The organism is Streptomyces sp. NWU339, from assembly GCF_003143855.1.
Lineage (GTDB): Bacteria > Actinomycetota > Actinomycetes > Streptomycetales > Streptomycetaceae > Streptomyces.
Genome location: NZ_QFRK01000014.1, coordinates 116283 through 139140 on the forward strand (window position 1 = coordinate 116283; position 22858 = coordinate 139140).

The following is a 22858-nucleotide window of genomic DNA, read 5'->3' on the forward strand; positions in this document are numbered from 1 at the left end:
ACGGGAGGTCCGAGTAGAGGGGTCCTGCGGTCGCCGTCCTGAACCGCGTGATGCGAACGCTGCGACGCGTTGACCGACGCACGTGCGGGAGCGGACGCCTGCCCGGCCTCCTCCGGCGCCGGCAGCCACTGCTGGGCGACGGCGAGCCGTCCACCGGTGAGGAGGTGGTCCACGCTGCGACCGGACCGTTCCCGGCCCCGGCCCACCGCTCCGACTCGGTCCGCTTCCACAACCGCTCCATCCGAGCCTCCACCTCCTGACGCAGGGGCGCCCGCTGCCGGAACAACGCCTTGCGCGTCGCCTCGTGCGTCACCTCCGCGTACACCTCCCGGCCGGCTCGTCCGGTCCCGTCCCGGCCGGTCGTTAGCCCACCCGGGGCACCCGGACCACCCGGTCGCGATGGTGGCCGCGCGCCCCGGGGCCGCCGACCGCACGATGACCGTGTTGCCGACCGGCAACCGATCGGTACCGGCCGGATGCGAAGGAGGCCCCGCGGTGGGCGAGCTGTACATCGACGGCGAGTGGACGAAGGCGGCGGCCGGCGGGCGGCGGGAGGTGGTCAACCCGTACGACGCCTCCGTCGTGACCACCGTCGACGAGGCGGACGCCACCGATGTGGACCGCGCGGTGCGCGCCGCCCGGCGTGCCTTCGACGAGGAGGACTGGGCGAACGCCCCCACCCGTCGGCGCGCCGACCTCCTGCTGCGCGTCCACGACCTGCTGCTGCGCGACAAGGAGGAGATCGCCCGCACCGAGACCGCCGACACCGGCAAGACGCTGACCGAGGCCCGCTTCGACGTGGAGGACGTGGCGAACGCCTTCCGTTACTTCGCGGAACTCGCGGGCAAGGACGGCGGCCGTGTCGTGGACGTCGGCCCGGACGTCCTCAGTCGCGTCGTCTACCAGCCGGTCGGGGTGTGCGCGCTCATCGCCCCCTGGAACTACCCGCTGCTGCAGGCCTCGTGGAAGGTGGCGCCGGCGCTGGCCGCCGGCAACACCTTCGTCCTCAAACCCAGCGAGACCACACCGCTCACCACGATCGCCATGATCCGGCTGATCGAGGAGGCCGGCGCCCCGCCCGGCGTCGCCAACCTGGTGCTCGGCTCCGGAGCGACCGTCGGCGCTGCCCTGACCGGCCACCCCGAGGTCGACCTGGTCTCCTTCACCGGAGGCCTGGCCACCGGTCGCACCATCATGGCCGCCGCCGCCGAGGGGCCGAAGACCGTCGCCCTGGAACTGGGCGGCAAGAACCCCAACATCGTCTTCGAGGACGCCGACTTCGCCGCCGCCGTGGACTACGCGCTGGACGCCGCCTTCCTGCACGCCGGGCAGGTCTGCTCCGCCGGTTCGCGCCTGCTGGTCCAGGACTCCCTGTACGACCGGTTCGTCGAATCCCTCGCCCGGCGCGCCCGGTCGATCCGCCTGGGCAACGGCATGGAGGAGGGCACGGAGAGCGGCCCGCTCAGCTCCGCCGAGCACCGTGACAAGGTCGAACGCCACATCGCCGTCGCCCGGGAGGAGGGCGCCCGGCTCGTCACCGGCGGCACCCGCCCCGACGACCCGGCGCTGAGCCGCGGCTTCTTCCTGCTGCCGACGGTCTTCGCCGACTGCGACAAGTCCATGCGCATCGTGCAGGAAGAGGTCTTCGGGCCGGTCGTCACCGTCGAGCGTTTCCACACCGAGGACGAGGCGGTGGAGCTGGCCAACGACACCCGCTACGGCCTGGCCGGCGGCGTGTGGACCTCCGACGCGAGCCGTGCCCAGCGCGTCGCCCAGCGGCTGCGGCACGGCACCGTGTGGATCAACGACTTCCACCCCTACGTACCGCAGGCCGAGTGGGGCGGCTTCGGCCGCTCCGGCGTCGGGCGTGAGCTGGGCCCCACGGGCCTGCGCGAATACCAGGAGGCCAAGCACATCTACCAGAACCTCGCCCCGGCACCCTCCGGTTGGTTCAAGGGCTGACCAGGCGCAGCACGGCGCGGCAGCACGACGCAGCACACCACCCGCCCCACCCGACGGCACCGAAGAAAGGCACTCCATGGCCCCCACCACCCCGCACGGCGCCGAGTCCTCCTACGACTACGTCATCGTCGGCGGCGGCACCGCCGGCTGCGTGCTCGCCGCCCGCCTGAGCGAGGACCCCGACTGCCGTGTCTGCGTCATCGAGGGTGGCCCCAGCGACGTCGGTGACGAGCGCATCCTGCGTCTGCGCAACTGGATCAACCTGCTCGGCACGGAGTTCGACTACGGCTACACCACCGTCGAACAGCCGCGCGGCAACTCCCACATCCTGCACTCACGGGCCCGCGTACTCGGCGGCTGCTCCTCCCACAACACGCTGATCAGCTTCCTGCCGCTGCCGCAGGACCTCGACGACTGGGTGGGCCAGGGCTGCACCGGCTGGGACCCGGCGACGATCCTCCCCTACCGCGACCGGCTGCTCACCAAGATCGTCCCGGTGGCCGAGGCCGACCGCAATCCCATCGCCAAGGACTTCGTCACCGCCGCCTCCCGCGCCACCGGCGTCCCCGTCATCGACGACTTCAACGCCGAGCCCTTCGCCGACGGCACCGGCTTCTTCTCCCTGGCCTACGAGCCGGAGGGCAACCTGCGTTCCTCCACGTCCGTCGCCTACCTCCACCCCGTCATGGACCGCCCCAACCTCACCCTCCTCCTGGAGACCTGGGCCCACCGGCTGCTCACCGACGAGTCGGGGAGGCTGACCCGCGTCGCCGTCCGCGGCGCCGACGGCGAGCCCGCCACCGTGCGCGCCGAACGCGAACTCCTGCTGTGCGCCGGCGCCATCGACACCCCGCGCCTGCTGATGCTGTCCGGCATCGGCCCGGCCGACGACCTGCGCCGCCTGGGCATCGACGTACAGGTCGACCTGCCCGGCGTGGGGGAGAACCTGCTGGACCACCCCGAGTCCGTGATGGTCTGGGAGACCAAGGGCCCGCTGCCGCCCAACTCCGCGATGGACTCCGACGCCGGCCTGTTCCTGCGCCTCGAGAAGGGGCAGCCGCGCCCGGACCTGATGTTCCACTTCTACCAGGTGCCCTTCACCGTCAACACCGAACGTCTGGGCTACCCCGTCCCGGAGCACGGGGTGTGCATGACGCCGAACGTGCCCCGGGCCCGCTCCGTCGGCCGCATGTGGCTGCGCAGTTCCGACCCGGCCGAGCACCCCGCCCTGGACTTCCGGTACTTCACCGACCCCGACGGCCACGACGAGCGCACCATCGTCGAGGGGCTCAAGGTGGCCCGGGAGGTCGCCGCGACCGATCCCCTGAGCGGCTGGCTCCTCCGCGAGGTCGCGCCCGGCCCGAACGTCACCTCCGACGCCGACCTGTCGGAGTACGGGCGCCGTGCGGCCCACACCGTCTACCACCCGGCGGGCACCTGCCGCATGGGCGCGGCGGACGACCCGATGGCCGTCTGCGACCCGGAGTTGAGACTGCGCGGCATCGAGGGCGTGCGCATCGTCGACGCGTCGGTGTTTCCGACGATGCCCACCATCAACCCCATGGTGACCGTCCTGCTCGCCGCCGAACGCGCCGCCGACCTGCTCACCGGCAGCCCCGGGCCCACCGGCCGGGAGACGGCACGGTGACCGGTCCGCGCCCTCACGCCCTCGCGCACAGATGCCCGCAGGTCAACACGGCCGGCCGCCGAGAGCCGGCGTCCTCGCCCCTGTCCTCGTCCTGAGCGAAGGAGGAACCCGACCGTGTCGACCGATGGAGACAAGGGCACCGGAGCCGTGCCGGAGGAGATGTCGGCGGAGGAGGTGCCGATGGGCACGGTCCGGCTCAAACCCGTGGTCTTCTTCGGGTCGGCCGTCCTCATCCTCGCGATCTCGATCTGGGCGATCATCACCCCCTCCGGTGCGGAAACGGTCATCGGAGTGGTGGTCGGCAAGATCTCCCGTTGGTTCGGCTGGTACTACTTCCTCGCCGCGAGCCTGTACCTGCTGTTCGTCGTCTTCATCGCATTCTCCAAGTACGGCACGGTCAAGCTGGGCCCCAAGCACTCCAAGCCCGACTACGGCATCTTCACCTGGGGGTCGATGCTGTTCGCGGCGGGCATCGGCATCGACCTGATGTTCTTCTCGGTCTCCGGACCCGTCAGCCACTACCTCGCGCCGCCACAGGGCGACCCACAGACGCTCGAGGCCGCCCGGCAGGCCGTGGTGTGGACCCTGTTCCACTACGGCATCACCGGCTGGGGCATGTACGCGCTGATGGGCATGGCGCTCGCCTACTTCTCCTTCCGGTACCAGCTGCCGCTCGCGATCCGCTCCGCGCTCTACCCGATCATCGGCCGCCGGATCCACGGGCGGATCGGCGACACCGTCGACCTGGCGGCCATCATCGGCACCGTGTTCGGCATCGGCGTGACGCTCGGCATCGGCGTGGTGCAGCTGAACTACGGACTGAAAGTCCTCTTCGGCGTGCCGGAGGGGCTTTCCGCACAGATCGCCCTGATCGTCGTCGCGGTGGCGATGGCCACCGCGTCCGCGGTGGCCGGCGTGGACAAGGGCATCCGACGGCTGTCGCAGCTCAACGTCCTGCTCGCCGCCCTGCTGGTGCTCTACATCCTGGTCGTGGGTGAACCGTTCCGGTTGCTCAACGCCCTGGTCCAGAACGTCGGGGACTACATCAGCCGTTTCCCGTCGATGACCCTGAACACCTTCGCCTACGACCAGCCCATCGAGTGGCTGGACGCGTGGACGCTCTTCTTCTGGGCCTGGTGGATCGCCTGGGCGCCGTTCGTCGGGCTCTTCCTGGCCCGCATCTCCCGCGGCCGCACCCTGCGCGAGTTCGTCGCGGCGACGCTGGTCATCCCGTTCATCTTCACCGGTCTCTTCCTGTCGATCTTCGGCAACAGCGCCCTGTTCCTGGTGCGCGACGGGAACATCGAGTTCGGTGAAACGGCCATGAACGTCCCCGAGCATGGCTTCTACAACCTGTTGACGGAGTATCCGGGGTTCCTGTTCAGCGCCGGACTCGCGACGTTCGTCGGGCTGCTGCTGTACGTCACCTCCGCGGACTCCGGGGCCCTGGTCATGGGCAACCTCAGCGCCGAACTGCCCACCCCGGTGACCGACGCGCCCTCGTGGCTGCGCATCTTCTGGGCGGTGGCGACAGGGCTGCTCACCCTCGCCATGCTCATCGTGGGCGGTGTGCATGCGCTCACCAACGCCACCATCATCATGGGTCTCCCCTTCTCCTTCGTCATGTTCCTGATCATGGCCGGGCTCTATCTGGCGTTGCGCACCGAGCGGATGCGGGCGGAGGCGAGGATCACCACGCTGCCCGGGAGGCTCTCCGGCCGTACGGTGCAGCACGGTCTGTCGGGGGCGCCGACCTGGCGGCATCGGCTGGCGCGCACGATGGCGTTCCCCGGCAGGCGGGCGGCCGCGAGATTCGTCGACCACGTGTGCCGCCCCGCCTTCCAGGAGGTCGCCCAGGCGCTGCGGGAGCAAGGAACGGAGGCGGAGGTCCTGGAAGGCACCGACGAGGAGAACGGCCTCACCCACGTCGGCCTGCGGGTGCCGATCGGCCCCGGCGACGAATTCCTCTACGAGGTCCGGCCCGTCGAGCTGCCGACCCCCGCGTTCGCCACCCGGTCGGTCAGCACGCACGACACCTACGTACGGTTCGAGGTCCGGCTCGCCGAGGGCAACCAGGACTACGACGTGATGGGGTACACCAAGGAACAGCTCATCGCCGACGGCCTCGACCAGTACGAGCGGCACCTGGAGTTCCTGCGGATGCGCCACGAGGCGGCCACCCGCTCGAGCTTCCCCAGCCACCGCCTGGACGCACCGGACGCACACCTGCCGGAGGAGTAGGCCCCACGCGGGGGCGGCGGCAGGGCGGCGAGCCGGTGCGTCCAGGAATGTGCGTCGAGGTGCGAACGAGCGGCGGCCCGGAGCACCTGCTCCGCGCAGGCCGACCGGACCAGTTCCGCCGGCGCCTCCGCCGGCGCGCCGAGCCCCGGTTCCGCCGGACCGCCCGGCTCGTCCATGTACAGGTCCCTGCGGACCTCGATCACCAGCGCGCTCACCCGTGGGTCCTTCCCGTAGTACCCGAGCGGTACGTACGTCCCCGCGAAGGGGCTGTCGATCCCCGTGCCGCCGAAACCCGCGAACGCCTTCTCCGCGCGGGCGAGCAGCTCGGCCGGGGTGTGGAAGGGGTTCGTGCCCAGGCAGACGGACGGGCGGGGCCGGTGCCGTGGAGTTCGTACGGCAGGGGCTCGGTCGGGTACGAGTGCACGTCGATGACGACCGCCCGTCCCACCGCATCCCGCCGCTCGGCGACCGCGTCGGTCATGGCCTCGGCGTACGGGTGGAAGTACCGCTCGACGAGGGTGCAGTGGTCGCATGAGGTCGATGAGGTGTCGATGCCCGGCGGTCCGGTACTGGAGCTCAGGGCCGGCGGCCGAGGGCTGCGCCGAGAGCGGCGATCCAGACCAGCAGCAGGGGCAGTGAGACGAACGCCGTCGGGGCCAGGGCGGTGGCCGGCAGCAGGTAACCGATGCCGGACGCGGTGATCGTGACGGCGAGGGCCCAGCCGGTGACGGCCTCCCAACGCCGCAGCAGTGAGTCGTGCCGCGAGGTCGCGCAGGCGGCAGCGGCGAGCGCGGCGAGCGCGAACATCTTGACGCCGTCCACGCGCTGGACCACCTCGAACAGTGCGCCGGTCCTGCCCGGTGACGCCGGGTCGGCTCCGGACACGGCGATCAGCTCCAGGACGAGCTGCACGAACGCGAGTGCGCCCGCGGCCGTCCCGGCCCGTCCGGCGAAGCGAGCCATGGCGTTGCCGGTCCGGCGGGCCCGGTCGAGCAGCCCGGATCCGACGACCGCCAGGGCGGCGGCCGCCACACCGTGCACGAGCAGCGCCTGGGCGATCGCCTGGACCGGACGGTCGGCGTACGCGGTCGCGATCCGGGCGTGTGTGTCGCCGACTTCGGGTGTGGCGCCCCAGGCGACGGCGAGCCCGACGATCCATGCGGCGGCGTGTGTGTATCCGGCGGCGCGGGGGGCGGTGGAGGCGGCCGGCCCCGCAGCGATCACGGTCATGCGGTGTCTCCCTGGCTCTTGTCGTGGATGGCACGGGTGAACGCCTCGCAGCCGACTCGCCACGCGGCGTCCAGGTCCGCGTCGGGCGGGAAGCGGCCGTCGAGTTCGAGCACGGCCATGCCGTGCGCGAACGCCCAGAGCGAGCGCGCGATGTCGATGTCGCCGTGCGCCGCGCGGACCAGCGGCATCGCCGCGCGGGCCTCGAGCCCTTCGGGCAGGGCGGTGCGGGCGAGCGGCCGGGTGTGGGTGATGCGGTAGAGGTGCGGGTTGGCGAGGGCGTGCCGCCGGTAGGCGCGGGCGAGTGCGGGCAGGGGCGGTTCGACGCCGACCTCGGCTTCGGCGGCCTCCAGTTCCTGTGCCAACTGGGCCATGCCCTGCGCCTGGAGGGCGGCCTCGACGGCGGCCTTGTCGGGGAAGTGCTTGTACAGGGACGGTGCCCGGATGCCGACGCGCTCGGCGATGCGCCGCATCGACAACGCGTCCGGCCCTTCGGTCTCGAGCAGTTCCCGGGCAGCGGCCGTGATTTCCTGCGCGCGGTCAGCCACGGCGCGCCGTCCGCACGGTGACGGTGCCGGTGGGCCGGCCGGGGCCGGCGACGGGCGGGGTGCTGTCGGTGGGTGTGGTCGTGGTGGTGGTCACGGTGGTCCTTCCACGCCGGACTGGTCCGATGGGGCTAACGGTGTTAGCCGCACGGTCGCCACCCTACGGCTAACGCTGTTAGCCGTCAATCGTCGAAGTCCCTCGTCCGTGAGCACCCCGGCCATGCCGGTGCGGCGGGCATCGGCCGGATGCCGATGCCCGCCGCCGGTTCTCGCCGGTTCAGCTGTACGGGATCACCAGCACGGACTTGTCCGTGCCCGTCTGGAGCTTCGAGGTGCCGTTGCCGATGGCGCTCCACACCTCGAGGCGTACGGTGCCGCCGTTCAGATCGCCCGGTGTGCCCGTGGGCGCCTTGAGACCGCGTGCCTGCGTGTACTCCTCCCACCCGGTGACCGGGTCGGTCGCGAAGTAGTGGTACGTCTCGGTCCGGTCGAAGGCGCCGTCGCCGGTGAAGTCGTAGCTGATCCGGGCCTGTTGGCCCAGCCCGACCGTGCTGCCCGCGTCCACCTGGAGCCGGAAGGCGGTCTGCGCGCCCGGGGTGAGCGTGCCGTTGATGCCGCGGACCTCGTAGACGAGGGGTTGGTACGGGGTGCCGTCGTGGTTGGCGCCGCCGGCGGAGGCGATGGTGTCGCTGCCCGCCGTGCCGCCGGTCGCCGTGGTCAGGGCGCCACCGCTGCGCAGCTGGAAGGTGTTACCGGTCGGCGGTTCCGGCTCCGGGTCGGGGTCGGGGTCTCCTGAACCGGTTCCGGTGCCGGTCGCGGTGGAACGGGCCGGTACGGAGAGGGTCTTGCCGTCGGAGAAGGTCACGGTGCGCGCCGTGGCTCCGTGGTTGTGGGCCGCGTAGGTGCGGGTGGAACCCTTGGTGAAGACGGCGGAGGTGGGGATGTCACCGGTCACGGCGGCGTCCGGGGCGCCGAGGGCGTCGAGGGTGTTGATCCAGTGGTAGGTGTGCGCCTTCGACTCACCCTGCTCCGGGGTGTAGCCGGCGTGGCCCGCGTCCCATTTCGCCTTGGCCGCACCCGGGTCGGCGAAGGACTGGAACTCCCAGAGGATGTCGCGCCATTCGACGGCCGGGCCGTCGTTCTCCCGCTCCATCTCGGCGATGTTGCGCCGGATCGCGGCCTTCTCACCGCCGAGGTGGAGCGATCCGCCGGTCACGGGCAGGACGTTGATGCCGTGGATCTCCTCGGGGTTGGCGGTCCACCAGGTGGCGTAGGCGGCGCCACTGCCCCACACCATGCCGACCGTGTCGTGGCCGAACGAGGACGGGAAGACCTGCTCGTCGGCGTCGAACCAGTACTGGGCGATCGACTCCGACTCGGTGGTCAGCAGGAAGGTGCCGAGGTCACGCAGCGAGGTGTCACCGGTCGCGGAGCCCCACAGGACGAGGGCGGCGCTGAGGTTGGTGGACTCGGAGGAGGACTCCTGGTTGTTGCCGGCGGCGAAACCCTGGTGCCCGGAGGCCCAGCTGTGGCCCGCGTAGACGTCGAAGCCGCGCAGGAAGGGGAAGGCGGTGTCGGTACGGCTGGGGTTGGCGGTGTCCCGTACGAGGGTCTTGACCATGCCGCCCCAGGCGGAGTCGGCGGCCCAGCCCTGGTCGTACTGGGCGACGATCGCCGCCGCGTAGACGTAGTAGCCGTAGTGGAAGTGGTGGTCGTTCAGCTCGGTGTCGCTGCCGTAGGAGGCGGGGTATCCGGTGAGCGTCTTCCAGTCCTTGTCGTAGCTGAACTCGTTCGCGCCTCCTGCCGTGAACCAGTCCTGGAGCCTGCCCTTCATCAGGCCCAGCAGCCTGTCGCGGATGCCGGTCTCACCGATCTGGTCGGCCACCGGGACGAGCTGGGCGAGGCGGCCGAGGGCCTTGCCGGTCCAGTAGGTGTCGGTGGCGCCGGAGAAGGGGTCGGCGGCGTTCACGACCTCGTTCAGGTACCCGCGCAGTCTGGCGGCGTCCACGCCGTTCGACTTGGGCAGCGCGGGCAGCACCGCCGCGGCCTTCTGGCTCGTGGTGAAGGAGGCCGACTCGCGGACCTTCATGGTGCCGCGCGGTGAGACGTAGGTGTAGGAGGTGAGGGGGTCCGTGGTGTTCAGCCACTGGTGGCGGTAGAGGGCCTGGAGCGTGCCGCGCTCGGTGCCTTCCTTCGCCTCGGTGGTGAGCGTGTAGGTGGCCCTGACGGTGCCCCCGGTGTAGCTCCAGGTGACCTTGGAGTCGGTGACGAAGCTGTAGGCGTACTTCTTGAAGGTCGCCAGCGCGCCGGTGGACGGCAGCACGGCGACGGAGAAGTAGTCCTTGGAACCGAGACCCGCGGTGACGGTGGAGCCAGCGACGTTCCAGTCGCTGCCGGTCGGCGCGAAGAGGGCGTAGTGGTGCCCGGCGACGGTGATGCCGAGGACGTTGCCCTGGTCGGCGAAGACGGTGGGCGCGCCGGCGGTGGTGATCTGGGCGTTGCCGCCGGAGCCCTTGGCGTACACGAACGGGGAGCCGTGGCCGATGGTGGTGCGCAGGGTGCGGGCGCCGTCGGACCACTGGGGGGTGACCGTCCAGTCGGACCAGTCGTCGGCCTTGGTGTCGGGTGAGTTGAGGCCGGTCAGTCCGATGGTGAGGTCGCGCTTGTGGGCGTACTCGTACTGGCGGCCGTCACCGACGATCGCGGGGGTCGCCGGGTAGCCGACGTCGAGCCCGCCGGCCGTGGCCTGGTAGGTGAGGGGGTGTCCGTACATGGGGGTCGAGTACGGGTTGTCGCCGTAGCGCTGGAAGGCGAGGGAGGACCACCAGTCGTTGGTGGGCACGGGCCGGTTCCGGGCGGCGGCGGTCAGCTTGGGCGTGACCGGCGTTCCCGTGTTGGTGGTGGGGCCCGACGTACCGGGGGGCCGGGTGTCGGAGTAGCTGCCGGAGCCCACGGGGACGGTGGCGGCGGCCGCCGGTGCGGCGGCCGGGCCCAGGCCGACGACGGCGAGGGCTGAGGCCAGGAGCAGTACCACTGCCGGTCTGGTGCGGGCGCGGGGGGATGGCATGGGGCACCTCGAGTTGTGACAGGGGGGAGTCTGAGAGCGCTCTCAGGTGGCCGGAACGTAAAGCCCCTGTAATGCACGTGTCAATAGGTTGAACACAATGTGCAGGTGGTGCCGAACCTAAAACCCGTTATGTCTTCGCGTCCTGACGGGGCGAGCACCCGGGTCCGGCACGCGTGAGCTGACACAGTCCCGGGACCCGAGCCCCGGACGGGGTTGCCTCAGACCGCTGTGAACTCGGTGATGCGCCCGTGGTCCACGGTGAGCCGGGAACCGGTGAACCGGGACCGCATCCGGCGGTCGTGGGTGACGACGACCACGGCACCCTGATAGTCCACCAGCGCCTGCTCCAGTTCCTCGACCAACACCGGGGTGAGGTGGTTGGTGGGCTCGTCCAGCAACAGCAGGTCCATCGGGTCGCTCACCAGCCGGGCGATCTCGATCCGGCGCCGCTGTCCGTACGACTGGTCCTTCACCCGTCGTCGAAGGTCGGACGGGCTGAACAGGCCCAGGGAGAGCAGTTTCCCGGCGTGGTCCTCCACATAGCCGTCCCGGCCGTGGGCGAAGGCCCCCAGGACGGTCAGCTCGGGCGGCCAGGGAATCTCGTCCTGCCGCAGGTGCCCGACCCGGCAGTCGACGCGCACCGAGCCGCTGTCCGGCTCCAGTTCCTTGGAGAGCACCCGCAACAAGGTGGACTTGCCGGCACCGTTGGGGCCGGTGACCAGCAGTCGCTCGCCCGGCCGGATCCTCAGGGAGGCGACGGCGAGCCGGCCCGTGACCCGCACGTCGGTGAGCTCGGCCACCGCCTCCTCCGCCTCCTGGCCCGCGGTGGCGATGCGGGCGGTGAAGGACAGCGGGTCCGCGGGGGTCGGCACCGGATTCTCGGTCAGCTGCGCCACGCGTTGCTTGGCGTTGCGGATCCGCACCATCGCGCCGTGGTCGCGTCCGCGCCTGCGGTACGCACCGTGACCGAACACGGAGAGGGGCATCTTGCGTGGGATGCCGTCCATCCGCGCCACGTTGGAGGCGATCAGCCCATGGTTCCGGTCGAGTTCGGCGCGCCACTCCTCGTACTCCCGCAGCCGCTGCTCGCGTTCCACGGCCTTGGCCGACAAGTAGCCCTCGTAGCCGTTGCCGTAGCGGGTGACGCGGCCGGAGCCGACCTCCAGGATCGTGGTGGTGAGCCGGTCGAGGAACACCCGGTCGTGAGTGACCGCGATCACGGTGCCGCGGTGGCTCCGCAGGTGTTCCTCCAGCCATTCCGTCGCCCGGTCGTCGAGGTCGTTGGTCGGCTCGTCGAGCAGTAGCAGTTCCGGCGCCGAGGCCAGGGTCGCCGCGAGCGCGAGGCGGGAGCGCTCGCCGCCGGAGAGGGTCCCGAGCTTCCGGTCGCGGTCCAGGCTCGGCAGTCCGAGGCCGTGCAGCGCGATCTCCACCCGCACATCGGCCTCGTAGCCGCCACGGGCCTGGTACTGCTCGACGAGGCCGGCATAGCGCTGGAGGACGGCGGACAGCTCGGGTCCGGTGCCGTCCGTGTCGTGCTCGGCCAGTTCCGCCTCGGCCTCGCGCGTCGCCGCTTCGAGCTCGCGCAGGTCGGACAGGGCCAGGTCGACGGCGTCCTGGACGGTGGAGTCGAGCGGCAGTTCCAGTGTCTGCGCCAGGTAGCCGACGCCGCCGGGGGCGACCACGGTGAGCGTGCCGTTGTCGGGCTGCTCGCGCCCGGCGAGGACCTTGAGCAGCGTGGACTTGCCGGATCCGTTGTCGCCGATCACGCCGACCTTCTCGCCCGGCCTGATGCTGAAGCCGACCCGGTCGAGCACGACGCAGTCGTGGTAGCGCTTGGTGATGTCATGCAGTGCGCATTGCGCAATCGACACGTGGGTGTCTCCTGATTCGCCGTGCTGATGAGGGAATGCGTGAGCGCGCTCGGCACAACCGCCGGGAAAAGACGACACGGACGGGGCCGCAGCGGACAGAACCGGTGCAGTGGTGTGTCACGAGCACGCTGCTGGATGCGGCAACGGAGTCAGCTCAACGCCGCGCATCCTCATCCCTCACAGAGATCCCATGCGAAAAACCATAGAGGAGCGACTGGAGCCCGGCAAGGGGATATGGCCCCACCCGGCCCGACCTGACGCGGTCGGAACGACGTGACCGCCCACCGTCGTCGCCGCGCAGACGCCCACGCAACTGGCCGGCCCCGTGGTCATGCCTCCGGGACCCGCCTGCGGGGGCCCGCCGACGCCGCACACGGTGCCGCACCCGTACGGCTACGCCGAACCCCGCAGCGGAGGCACACGGGGACCCAGGAGGGCCGTGATCATTGCGGGGGCCGCGGCGACCGCGACCGGGACACGCCGTTTTCCGCGAGTGAACCGTCGGCCGCGGCCGGGTCGGCTCAGCCACCGACCGAACCGACGCCGTCTCAGGCCGGGTCGGCCCGGTCCGCCGAGGCGCCCGTCCCCAAGGAGCCGCCGGTGGTGGGCACCTGACGGGGCGGCTACCTCCGCAACCAGGGCAAGACCCGGCTCGGGCTGGACATCACCTCGTCCGGCGGCGGTGTTCGGGTTCTCCGCGCATCCGGACAACCCCGATGTCCCCACCGGCTCCTTCGCCGTGATCGGGACGTGCGGGGAAGGCCGAACGGTCCTGCGCGGGGACCGCCGGATCGATCAGCCCGACGACTACCTCATGGTCGACCTCGAGGCGGACGTGCCGCAGGAGAACCCCGCCGCCAACGAAGGAGAAGTCGTCAACTCCTTCGGCTGTTCCACCTTCTCCGTCGTACGGCAGTGACGGGCCGAGGTCCACCCCGGGTGTCGCTCACCTCGATGTGTACGGTTCCGGTCGCAGCGTCGGATGGTGTCCCGCCGGGTGGTGTGGGGGATCTCTGCGGTCCCTGCGCTGCGGGGCCGGAGACGGGTGCCGTGCGGAAAACCGTGAGCAGTCGGCGGGCATGTGTCACTTAAGCGCTCAAATGAGCGGCCTCAGGACAGTGGTGGCCAAAGTGCTCACGGTTTTCGGGCGGTGTGTCCTCCCCGGGGTGTGGACGCGTGTCCCGGCACCGCCCACGTCGAGGCCGCCGAGCGGCACCACCGACCCCGACCCGCGACGCCACCTTCAGATCCCTTACAGCGCCCGCAGGGACCATTTCCGCAAGCGCAGCTCAGCGCGCGGAAAGGCCCCGGATGGACACGGCTTCCCAAGTCGAGGGCTCAGGCCCGGGGTCACAGTGACCCCAGTCGAGCCCTCTCCATGAGGTCGATCATGCCCGTCATCCTCCTCGCCGCTGCCCTCGCCCAGGGCGGCGCACTCGACATCGCTGAGAGCCGGGGCCGGCGCATCCCGCCGTGCGAAGACGACGAGGAGGGCGGCGACGAGGGCCGCCCCCGGCGCACCGGGCCCGGGCGCTCGCGAGGGGAGCGGCCGGGCCCGGTGCATTCGGTGATGGGGCGTCAGCAGTTCGGGATCACGGTGCCGTTGTTGTCACGTGCTTCGTCGTTGCCCCAACGTGACAGGTAGTACGCCGAGACGTACGCCCCGCGCCCGTTCTTGCCGGCGTAGGTGGTGTCGAGGTCCGTCTTCAGCCACCAGTGGTTGTAGGTGCCGTTCGCGCCGCGGATCTCCTGGCCCCACACCTTGCAGTACACGTAGTTGGTACCCGCGTTCAGCACGCCCTGCGCGTCGTTGGTGTTCGGCTGAGCGTAGCCCGTGGCGTTGGTGAAGGTGTCGACCCAGTACTTGCCGGTACCGCAGCCGTTGTCGCTGGTCAGGTGGTGGCTGCCGTACGAGCCGGGGTAGGCGAGCGAGGTTCCGTTGATCTTGATCTTCTGGCCGACGCCGTTGTAGAGCTGCTCGTAGTGGATGTGCGCGCCGAAGCTGTTGCCGGTGTTGCCGGTGGTGCCGATCTGCTGTCCCTGGCCGACATACGCGCCGCTGGCGACGGAGAAGGCGCTCAGGTGGAAGTAGTAGGTCTGCCAGCCGCCGCCGTGGTCGATCTTGATGTAGTTGCCGGCGCCGTTCGCCTGGTAGTGCCGGGTGGCGGTTCCGGAGGCCGAGGCGAGCACGGGCGAGCCGTTGGTGGTGCCGCCGTCGCTGCGGACGAAGTCCAGCGCCTCCCGGACCTCGGCCGAGTGGTGGCTGTACGTCCATTTCTGGCCACAGGCGAAGGGGGCTTTGAAGAGGGGCGCCGCCTGCGCGGGCGTCGCCGCGAGCAGGCCGCCCACGAGGGCCACGAGGCCCAGCAGGGCAATGCGTATCGATCGCAATGCTGTCTCCGAACTACGAAGTGTGTGGAGGATCAGTCTCCTCATGCGCGGACGGGCCCAGAATGCCGAAGCTTGACGTGTGCGCAACAGTCCCCTTAGGGAAGTCCCTAGAGCACGCCGACGAGGCCGTCCGCATCGTCAGCGCTTTCCAGGCGGCGGGCTCCCCCCCATGCGGTCGGCTCGCTGTGGCACATCGACGACGTGATCGGGGCCGACGTCACCCGCACGGCCGAGGCCCTGCACCAGGCCGTACGCACCCTGCGCGACGCGTATCCGCAGACCCCGAGCCTGGGCCTCCCAGATGCATGCGAGTCCCCAGCTGTCGTCAAACCTCGGCCGATGACCACCCAGGATCAGGGCTGGTCGAGCTGTCGCAGCAGCAGTTGCGTCGCGGGTCTTGGGAGGTCTGCGGTCAGAGGGGTGTGTCAGAGTCTGCGCATGCTCGAGGTCGTGGTGAAGACAGAGAACCGGGAGCGGCACGTCCGCGTGTCCGCCGAGGAGCTGGAGGGGCTGGTCCGGCGAATCGGTGGTGACGGTGACCGCTTCCTGGTGATCCAGCGCATACCCGACCTTCCGGATGTCTTCGCCCAGGTCTGGCACGAGGCCGGTGGTGACTACACACTGGAGCACCGCGACGGTGTCGCCGACCGGCACTTCCAGGCGATGGCCGGCGGGCCCGAGGTGGTGATTGCGGCGCTTACCGGCTGGGCCCGCCAGGAGACCGGATGGGAGGGTGGTCTGGCTTGGTCGCTGCTGGACATGGGCCCCGTCCCCGAGGTGCCGCCGCTCGACCTCGACGAAGACGAGCGCGCGGAGTTGGAGAAGCGCGTCCGCGAGGTGCTGGTCGGCGGCTACGCCTCCCGCGCCGAACTGGCCGAGCTTGCTGAGGAGTACCTGGCCACCGAAGACCGTCGGCCCGTCTCGCGCGAGCAGGCACAGGCGCTGTCCGACCGGATGTGGCTGGAACGGGTCGCGGAGCAGGCCACATGGCAGGGCGAGACCGACCCTGAGCGGCTCACCCGCGCGTTCACCACCCTGCAGGAGGCCGGTATCACCGCCCGCGAGAACTTCACCTGTTGCCGTGGCTGCGGCCAGTCCGAGATCGGCGGCGAAGGCGGGCCCGACGCCCGCGGCTTCGTCTACTTCCACACCCAGTGCACGGAGTCTGCCGCGGCCGGCCGCGGACTGATGCTCCTGTACGGCGGCTTCGACGGCTCGTCCGAGACCACTGCGGTCATCGGCCACGAGGTCGTGGCTGCCCTCGAAGCAGTCGGCCTCCACGCCGAGTGGGACCATGACCCCGGCCGGGCCATCACCGTCACCCCCCTGGACTGGCGCCGCCGCCTGATCGGCTAGGACCTGTCCGGCCGCTCTTGCGGCTGCTGCTCCGGCCGCTCGTCGGGCCGAGCATGGACCTGGGGAATCGACGAACGGCGAGTGGCCGCTTCAGGGGCTGTATCTCCCCGCCGTCTCCCGCCCCCGCCTATGACAGCCCTGTGACCGGAACTGTTGCCTCCATCACATGTGCGGGGGTCGCACTCTGATGAGATGACAGGATGCGCAGATTCGCTGACCTCCGCCCGGCTCTCGCCGCGACCACCCCCTTACTGTCGGCTCTCACCGCGACCGCTCTGCTGCTCACGGGCTGTGGGACGGAGCGTGCGGGTGCCGGGAGCACCGGCGCCGGCACGGCCGCGTCGCAGGAGGGCACGCGGATCGACGATCCGGGCAAGGACGGCGTACGGATCACCTCGCTGACCCTCCCGTCGGCCTCCCCCTCACCCACCCGCAGCCACTCCGTCTCCGCCGACAGGCTCACCACGGGCTCTGACTCGGGGGTCTCCGCCGCCTATGAGGTCACCAACGAAGGCGCCGAGACCCTGACCTACTCGATCGTCTTCACCTTCACGAGCGGTGACGGCGGGGCCGTGACCAACCAGACTGAGACCGTGCGCGACGTCGGCCCCGGACAGACCGTGCGGGGCACGGTCCGGGCCGGGGAACTGCCGCCCACCGCGCCGCGGGTGACGCAGGCCGAGGTGCTCGAAGTGACCAAGGTCCCCGCGGGCGAAGCGCCGGCCGAACCGGGCTCCTGCCCCGCCTCCGGGATCCGGATCAGCATCGACGAGGGCAACGCGGCCATGGGGCTGCGCGTCGTGGGCCTGCACCTCGACAACTGCGGCACGCGCGCCTACACCGTCGAGGGCTACCCGCTGCTGGAACTCCTGGACGAGGGCCTCGAGCCCGTCGACGGCGTCGAGATCCTCGACGGCAGCGGCGACATCACCACCGGCGCCGGGCCCGACGAACAGCCCCGGCCCGTCACGCTCGAGCCCGGCGAGTCGGCGACCGCCGGCCTGGTCTGGCGCAACACCACCGAGTTCGGTACGCCGGTGAACGTGCCCCACGTGCGGGTCCGGGCGAAGGAGGGCGCGGACCCGGTGACGGTGACCCCGCACCTCGACCTCGGAACCACCGGAAAGCTCGGGGTCAGACCCTGGGAAAAGGCGGAACAGTAGACGATGCCCCTCACCTCGTCGACCGTGGGGGGCCAGGGTGATCCACGCGCCGTCCTCGTTGCGGTCGCACACGACGAACTCCTCGGGACGCAGCCGGTCCACAAGCGTGGGCGAGTGGGTGGCGCGGTGTTCACCACCCCGTCGACGACCTCTTCCGGCGTGCCGACCAGCGGGGCTGGGCAGCCGACACGCCGCAGCCCGGGTATCCGGCGACCTCCGGGGTGTCACTGGGCTTCACCCAGCAGACCTCCCAGGGGGCGAGCGCGACGCCGACGGCTTGCCGAGGCACGTCGCCCCGGTCCTGGTGGGGGAAGGGACTACTGCGATGGCTTCGGAAGCGGGCCGAGTCGGAGCGATGGGCCGTGGACCGGGAGCGGTCCGGACGCAGCGTGGACCACCTCGAGGTGGCTGGTGGCGCTGGAGGGGGCCGGGCAAGGGGCGGTGACGGCGGGCCGGCGTTCCACTCGGGTGTCGGAGGCCTCCACGCGCAGCCGCCCACCGTCCGCCCCGGCGGCCGGCCGGATGTGGAAGTCCCGGCCGGGGACCCGCCCGGGGCGTACGGCGTCGGCGCACAGCGCGGTGGTGACGAGGGCCGTTGTCTCGTTGACGTCGCTGGCGTAGGGGTGGCGCCAGGAGTCCAGGCGGTGCCCGACATCGTGCACCTGAGCGGAGGCACAGGGCGGCTTGCGCCGGTCGGCGCTTCTCTCAGCTCAGAGAATCGCCACAGCCCGTCCGGCGACCTCGCCCTTGGCGAGCTTGTCGACGTACTCCGGGATCTGCTCGAACGTAATGGGCACGATCTTCGAGGTGATGTTGCCACTGGCCATGAGCTTGAGCACTTCCTCGGCCTCGGACTTCTCGCCGTTCGAGGCGCCGACGATGGTGATCTCCTTGAGGGTGACCTGCTGCATGGAGATGGTCGCTTCCTCGCGGGCCAGTCCGATCTGCACGATCCGGCCGCCGTGCTTGACGGCGTCCACAACCTCGCGCCCGGGGCCGAGTTCGTGTTCTGGGTCCTCTTCGCCATGACGGTCGTACCGCTCGCTGCGGGACTGTGGCACGCCCTGCGGGATCCGAAGTCGTTCCTGCACCAGGGGACAGGCGGCGGTGCAGGGCGACCTCTTCGCCGGATACCCCTGGCCCTCACCTGCTCACCCGTGACCAAGGACCTGAGTGGTTACCGTGAACAGGCAGATTGTTCCTGGGGCGACACGTTTCCCTGCATGCGAACCAAGATCCGGAGGGTTTCGCGAGCTTCCCGGCGACGGCTCGACCGCTTCGAAAAGGTGGCCACAAGCGCGATGGCTGCGGCAACACCGACGTAAGTCATGCAACAGATGAGCGAGAGCATCCCGAGCGCAGCCGGGACCAATTCGACCATGAAGTAATGGGGTTATCGCCCCCTTCGGCGACTAGACATCCGTTTTCCGCCAGCCTACGGCCTCTGACTCCTCGGTGTCTGCTCGCAAACAAGCCATACGCCCGCCCGAGAGACCCCCCATCCCGTTCGCCGCTCAGACAGCCGGGTGGAGCTGTGCGCACGAGCCTTCGACCGGCTCGCCGAGCACGCCGTGCGGGGCCGGCGGCCCGTGGGCTCAGCTGAACCCGTAGGCGCGCTCGACCTTGGCCACGTGGAGCGTGAACGAGGAGTACCAGTGCTCTCGTCCGTGCGCCCGGGCCGGGGCGTGCTCCGCGTGATCCCGCCAGGCGGCGATCGACTCCTCGTCCCTCCAGTACGACACCGTGATCCCCAGGCCGTCCGCACCGCGAGCGGAATCGACCCCGAGGAATCCCGGCTGGTCGGCGGCCAGTTCCAGCAACCGCTCGGCTGTCTCCCCGTAGCCGTTGTCGCCGGCGGTCCGCACGGCGGTGAACACCACGGCGTAGTAGGGCGGGGCGGGCAGCGACGCGGGCACAGGATAGGTCACGGAGGCCCTCCAACGGACGACACCGGCAGTATCGCCTCGAACGATCTCGCGCACCCACCTGAAATCACAACCCCCGCTGTCCGGTTACTGACCCGTGCTCCAGGCGTTCGCGGTGGCACTGTAGAGGTGAACCACGCCGGTGTACGCGGTTCAGCGGTCGCGGAACGGCGGCAGCACCTTCTGCTCCACCAGGCGGTCGAACAACTGCAGCAGCCGCGTCTCGGTGTCGAGCGCGTCCGCGAACCCCGCCTGACGGATCTTCACGGTGGAGGTGATGTTGTCCGCCTCGTGGTGGAACAGGAAGTCCCCGACCGGCCAGGCGACGAGCCTCTCGTACGGCGTGGGGACCAGGCCGTGACGGTCGACGAGTCGCTGCCACACGTCCGACCGGGTCGGCATCGCCTCGGTGAGCGACATCTGCTGGGGCGGGGCGTAAGCCATGCCGAAGTGCTCGGCGAACCGCGGCCAGAGGCCGGACCAGCGGAACTGGTCGCCGTTGGTCACGTTGAAGACCTGATCGGCGGCGGCCCCGGCTGAGCCCGCCCACACGGTCGCCCGGGCGAGCAGTTCGGCGTCGGTGGTCTGGTACAGCACGTCGTAGGCGGCGCGGGTGCCGGGGAACCGCATGGGCAGGCCGAGTTCCTTGCAGATCGCGGCGTAGACCCCGATGACGAGCAGGAGGTTCATCGGGTTTCCGGTCGCATAGCCGGTCACCCCCTCGGGACGCAGCGCGGTGAACGCGAAACCCCGTTCGGCGGCGGCCTGCCGCAGGAGGTCCTCCTGGGTGGAGTAGAAGTGCGGGGCGACGAGCCGCGGGTCGCTCTCCTTCGCCGGTGTCGTGAAATACCCGAGGTGATGGCCGTACGCCTTGCCGCCCTGGTAGAGCGTGACGTGTCGGAGCGGCGCGCCGGCGGCTCGCAGCGCGTCGAGGGTGTTGCGCAGGAGCGCGTCGTTGACCTCGATGAGTTCGGCGTCGGTCGGCTTCTCGATGTAGGCGGCGAAGACGAGGTGCGTGACGTCGCCGAGGCCGGCGAGGCCGGTCGTCGCGCTCTGGGCGTCGAGCAGGTCGACGCTGTGGTGCTGCCAGGGCGCGTCGTCGAGGGCACGGCGGCTCACGCCGTGGACGGTCCATCCCAGTCGGGTGTACTCGCGGGCGGCGTGGCTGCCGATGAGGCCGCCGTCTCCGGCGACCAGGACGGTGCCGCCGTTCACGGGCAGGTCGGTCAGCCCGAGTCCTGGCGTGGTGGGGGCGGGGGGCGTGCTCATGGACGGGATCTCCGTTCGTGGGGGGCTCGGTGCGGCCGGACCGGCCGCGGAGCGACCGGCGGCGATGCTCAGGCGAAGGGCTGCGACACGGCGTCGAGGGCGGCGAGGTCGGCCTCGGTGAGCCGCAGCGACGGCGCGGCCAGGAGAGCCGGGAGCTGCTCGACGGTGCGGGCCGAGGCGATGGGCGCGGTGACGCCCTTCGCGAGCAGCCACGCGAGTGCGACCGTGGCCGGCTCGGCGGCGTGCGCCTCGGAGACGCGGACGACCTCGGCGACGACCTTCAGGCCGGGTTCGGAGACGTAACCGTGGGCCTGGTCCTGGCGGGCCCGGCCCTCGAGGTCGGCGAGGGAACGGTACTTGCCGGTCAGGAAGCCCGCGGCCAGGGAGAAGTAGGGGAAGACGGCTGCGTCGAACCGCTCGGCGAGCGGACGGTAGCCCTGCTCGTAGTCCTTGCGGAAGACGAGGTTGTACTGCGGCTGGATCGCGACCGGCACGGCGAGGTTCTCCGCGGTCGCGTGCTCGAACCAGCGGAGCATGCGCTCGGGCGAGTGGTTGGAGAGCGCGATGTGACGGACCTTGCCGGAGCGGACGAGCGCGTCGTAGGTCGCGGCCTGGTCCTCGATCGCGACGTTCTCGTCGTCCTGGTGGGAGTAGAAGAGGTCGACGTGGTCGATGCGCAGGCGCTTCAGGGAGGCGTCGAGCGCCTCGGTGACGGTGTCGCGGTCCTGCTTGTCGAACGGCGGGAGCATGCCGACCTTGGTGGCGACGACGATGTCGTCGCGGTTGCCGCGTGCGGCCATCCAGTCACCCAGGATCGTCTCGGACTCGCCGCCGGTGTGGCCCTTTGCCCAGACCGAGTAGACGTCGGCCGTGTCGACGAGTGTGCCGCCGGCCTGGGCGTAGGCGTCGAGCACGGCGAACGACTCCTCACGGCCGGAGGTCCAGCCGAAGGTGTTGCCGCCGAGAACGAGCGGAACGGTGGTGAGATCGGTGCGCGGAACGGAGACGAGGTCGGTCTGGCCGCTGACTGCCACTTGGGGTCCCTTGCTGTGGTGCGTGTCGTGCCCGAGGGATTCCCCGCCCTCAGGTCACGGAATTATCACTTGCTTCGGAAAGTGACTGTATGGACCAATGACTTTCCGTGTCAAGTGACTGTTAGGGTGTCGGTCATGGAGTCCGAGAAGGAAGCGCGCTGGCTCGCGCCGGAGGAATCCGAGGCGTGGCTCGCGGTCTGGACGATGACGGTGTGGTTGCCCGTGCGGCTGGACGCACAGCTTCGTCAGGACTCCGCCCTGAGTCTCCCCGAGTACCACGCGCTCTCGCAGATCTCGATGGCGCCGGACCGGACGCTCCGGCTCAGCGAGCTCGCGACCGTCGCGAACATGACGCTCTCCCACCTGTCGCGTGTCGTGTCACGCCTGGAGAAGGCCGGCTGGGTGCGGCGCGTCCCGGACCCCACCGACGGCCGGTACACCCTCGCCGGGCTGACCGACGAGGGGTGGTGCAAGGTCGCCGCCGCGGCGCCCGAGCATGTCGACGCCGTGCGTCGTTACGTGTTCGACAGCCTCACGCCCGAGCAGCGGCGAGCCCTCGGCGAGGCGGCGGCCCGCATCGTCGAGGCCCTCGACCCGCCGGGGTTCGCGCGGGCCTGACCGGCAGCCCGTCCGCGCGACCTCCGAGGCGCTGCCCGGGGCGGCGGACGCGCTACGGCGTCCCGGTCAGGCGCAGGCGGGTGCGGGAGGGGGCCGACGGGGGCAGTGCGGCGATGATCTCGGCGAGCGAGGTCGCGGCGAGGCTGTGCCGCCAGGCTTCGTGGGCTTCGGCCATTTTCTGGGCGAGGATGCAGGGGTTCAGGCACTCCTCGGCGGGCAGTGCCCCCCGCCCCTGTTGGCGGATCTCGCGGCACTCGTACGGCGCGGACGCACCGTCGACCGCCTCGACGATCTGCAGGAGCGTGATCTCGGAAGCGGGCCGGGCCAGCCGGAACCCGCCGCGCGGGCCCGTCGTCGCGGCCAGCACACCGGCCTTGACCAGCGCCTGCAGCTGCTTGGCGAGATAGGCCGCCGGCAGGTCGAAGTACTGGGCGAGCTGTGCCGCCGACGCGGTGGTCCCTGCCTCGAGCTGCGCCAGCGACGTGGCGCAGTGCAACAGCCATTCCGTGCTCACAGGCAGCTTCATGGCCGAATCCTATCC

General features: G+C 70.7%; 18 protein-coding genes and 2 pseudogenes. 7 read left to right on the forward strand and 13 right to left on the reverse strand.

The window, feature by feature from the left end; all coding sequences use genetic code 11:
• Positions 1-495 precede the first annotated feature (495 nt).
• The 3 genes from DIZ27_RS19110 to betT all read left to right on the forward strand — a co-directional run bounded on the left by DIZ27_RS19110 (position 496) and on the right by betT (position 5851).
• Positions 496-1962: an aldehyde dehydrogenase family protein gene (locus DIZ27_RS19110; protein ID WP_109379682.1), complete on the forward strand. Its 1467-nt coding sequence runs from the start codon at positions 496-498 to the stop codon at positions 1960-1962.
• Positions 1963-2038: 76 nt separating this feature from the next.
• Complete coding sequence (locus DIZ27_RS19115; protein ID WP_109379642.1) at positions 2039-3610, forward strand: GMC family oxidoreductase; 1572 nt, start codon at positions 2039-2041, stop codon at positions 3608-3610.
• 114 nt (positions 3611-3724) lie between these two features.
• Entirely contained in the window at positions 3725-5851 is a 2127-nt protein-coding gene (betT, locus tag DIZ27_RS19120; RefSeq protein ID WP_309074875.1) for a choline BCCT transporter BetT, read from the forward strand.
• 107 nt (positions 5852-5958) lie between these two features.
• Here betT and DIZ27_RS19125 read toward each other — a convergent pair.
• The 5 genes and pseudogenes from DIZ27_RS19125 to DIZ27_RS19145 form a co-directional block, all read right to left on the reverse strand.
• Positions 5959-6368, reverse strand: a pseudogene (locus DIZ27_RS19125) (N-formylglutamate amidohydrolase); the annotation flags it as partial.
• A gap of 59 nt (positions 6369-6427) precedes the next feature.
• On the reverse strand, positions 6428-7081 hold the full coding sequence (locus DIZ27_RS19130) for a hypothetical protein (RefSeq protein ID WP_109379643.1): 654 nt from the start codon (positions 7079-7081) through the stop codon (positions 6428-6430).
• Positions 7078-7626 (reverse strand): TetR/AcrR family transcriptional regulator, encoded by a 549-nt coding sequence (locus DIZ27_RS19135; protein WP_109379644.1) that lies wholly within the window; start codon positions 7624-7626, stop codon positions 7078-7080. Before DIZ27_RS19135 ends, DIZ27_RS19130 begins: the two co-directional genes overlap by 4 nt.
• A 274-nt stretch (positions 7627-7900) precedes the next feature.
• The gene (locus DIZ27_RS19140) at positions 7901-10690 is read right to left on the reverse strand and encodes a glycosyl hydrolase (RefSeq protein ID WP_109379645.1); all 2790 of its coding nucleotides are present in this window, start codon (positions 10688-10690) and stop codon (positions 7901-7903) included.
• Positions 10691-10908: 218 nt separating this feature from the next.
• Positions 10909-12561: a TlrC/CarA/OleB/SrmB family ABC-F type ribosomal protection protein gene (locus DIZ27_RS19145; protein WP_109379646.1), complete on the reverse strand. Its 1653-nt coding sequence runs from the start codon at positions 12559-12561 to the stop codon at positions 10909-10911.
• A gap of 682 nt (positions 12562-13243) precedes the next feature.
• Here DIZ27_RS19145 and DIZ27_RS19150 point away from each other — a divergent pair.
• Entirely contained in the window at positions 13244-13480 is a 237-nt protein-coding gene (locus DIZ27_RS19150) for a hypothetical protein (protein ID WP_109379647.1), read from the forward strand.
• 659 nt (positions 13481-14139) lie between these two features.
• On the opposite strand, the gene DIZ27_RS19155 is transcribed toward DIZ27_RS19150, so the two are convergent.
• Positions 14140-14952: a M23 family metallopeptidase gene (locus DIZ27_RS19155; RefSeq protein WP_109379648.1), complete on the reverse strand. Its 813-nt coding sequence runs from the start codon at positions 14950-14952 to the stop codon at positions 14140-14142.
• 438 nt (positions 14953-15390) lie between these two features.
• Between DIZ27_RS19155 and DIZ27_RS19160 the strand changes: the two genes are divergently transcribed.
• Together DIZ27_RS19160 and DIZ27_RS19165 are read left to right on the forward strand one after the other, a co-directional pair.
• Positions 15391-16308: a DUF6891 domain-containing protein gene (locus DIZ27_RS19160; protein WP_109379649.1), complete on the forward strand. Its 918-nt coding sequence runs from the start codon at positions 15391-15393 to the stop codon at positions 16306-16308.
• A gap of 200 nt (positions 16309-16508) precedes the next feature.
• Complete coding sequence (locus DIZ27_RS19165; RefSeq protein WP_109379650.1) at positions 16509-17471, forward strand: DUF4232 domain-containing protein; 963 nt, start codon at positions 16509-16511, stop codon at positions 17469-17471.
• Here the strand turns inward: DIZ27_RS19165 and DIZ27_RS48770 are convergent.
• The 6 genes and pseudogenes from DIZ27_RS48770 to DIZ27_RS19190 form a co-directional block, all read right to left on the reverse strand.
• Positions 17471-17594 (reverse strand): annotated as a pseudogene (locus DIZ27_RS48770) (AAA family ATPase); the annotation flags it as partial. The gene DIZ27_RS19165 and the pseudogene DIZ27_RS48770 overlap by 1 nt on opposite strands.
• 194 nt (positions 17595-17788) lie before the next feature.
• Positions 17789-18133 carry an ATP-binding protein gene (locus DIZ27_RS19170; protein WP_109379651.1) on the reverse strand — a complete coding sequence of 115 codons (345 nt, stop codon included), beginning with the start codon at positions 18131-18133 and terminating at the stop codon, positions 17789-17791.
• Positions 18134-18181: 48 nt separating this feature from the next.
• On the reverse strand, positions 18182-18532 hold the full coding sequence (locus DIZ27_RS19175) for a zinc-binding dehydrogenase (protein WP_146228959.1): 351 nt from the start codon (positions 18530-18532) through the stop codon (positions 18182-18184).
• A 534-nt stretch (positions 18533-19066) separates the two neighbouring features.
• Positions 19067-19399 (reverse strand): antibiotic biosynthesis monooxygenase, encoded by a 333-nt coding sequence (locus tag DIZ27_RS19180; protein WP_219933625.1) that lies wholly within the window; start codon positions 19397-19399, stop codon positions 19067-19069.
• Between the two features lie 150 nt (positions 19400-19549).
• On the reverse strand, positions 19550-20665 hold the full coding sequence (locus DIZ27_RS19185; RefSeq protein ID WP_109379653.1) for an SDR family oxidoreductase: 1116 nt from the start codon (positions 20663-20665) through the stop codon (positions 19550-19552).
• Between the two features lie 68 nt (positions 20666-20733).
• A complete protein-coding gene (locus DIZ27_RS19190) occupies positions 20734-21699 on the reverse strand; it encodes an aldo/keto reductase (RefSeq protein ID WP_109379654.1) in 966 nt (321 codons plus the stop codon).
• Between the two features lie 135 nt (positions 21700-21834).
• Between DIZ27_RS19190 and DIZ27_RS19195 the strand changes: the two genes are divergently transcribed.
• Entirely contained in the window at positions 21835-22317 is a 483-nt protein-coding gene (locus DIZ27_RS19195; RefSeq protein ID WP_109379655.1) for a MarR family winged helix-turn-helix transcriptional regulator, read from the forward strand.
• 52 nt (positions 22318-22369) lie between these two features.
• On the opposite strand, the gene DIZ27_RS19200 is transcribed toward DIZ27_RS19195, so the two are convergent.
• Positions 22370-22843, reverse strand: coding sequence for an Rrf2 family transcriptional regulator (locus DIZ27_RS19200; RefSeq protein WP_109379656.1), 474 nt, complete (start codon positions 22841-22843; stop codon positions 22370-22372).
• Between the last annotated feature and the right edge of the window lie 15 nt (positions 22844-22858).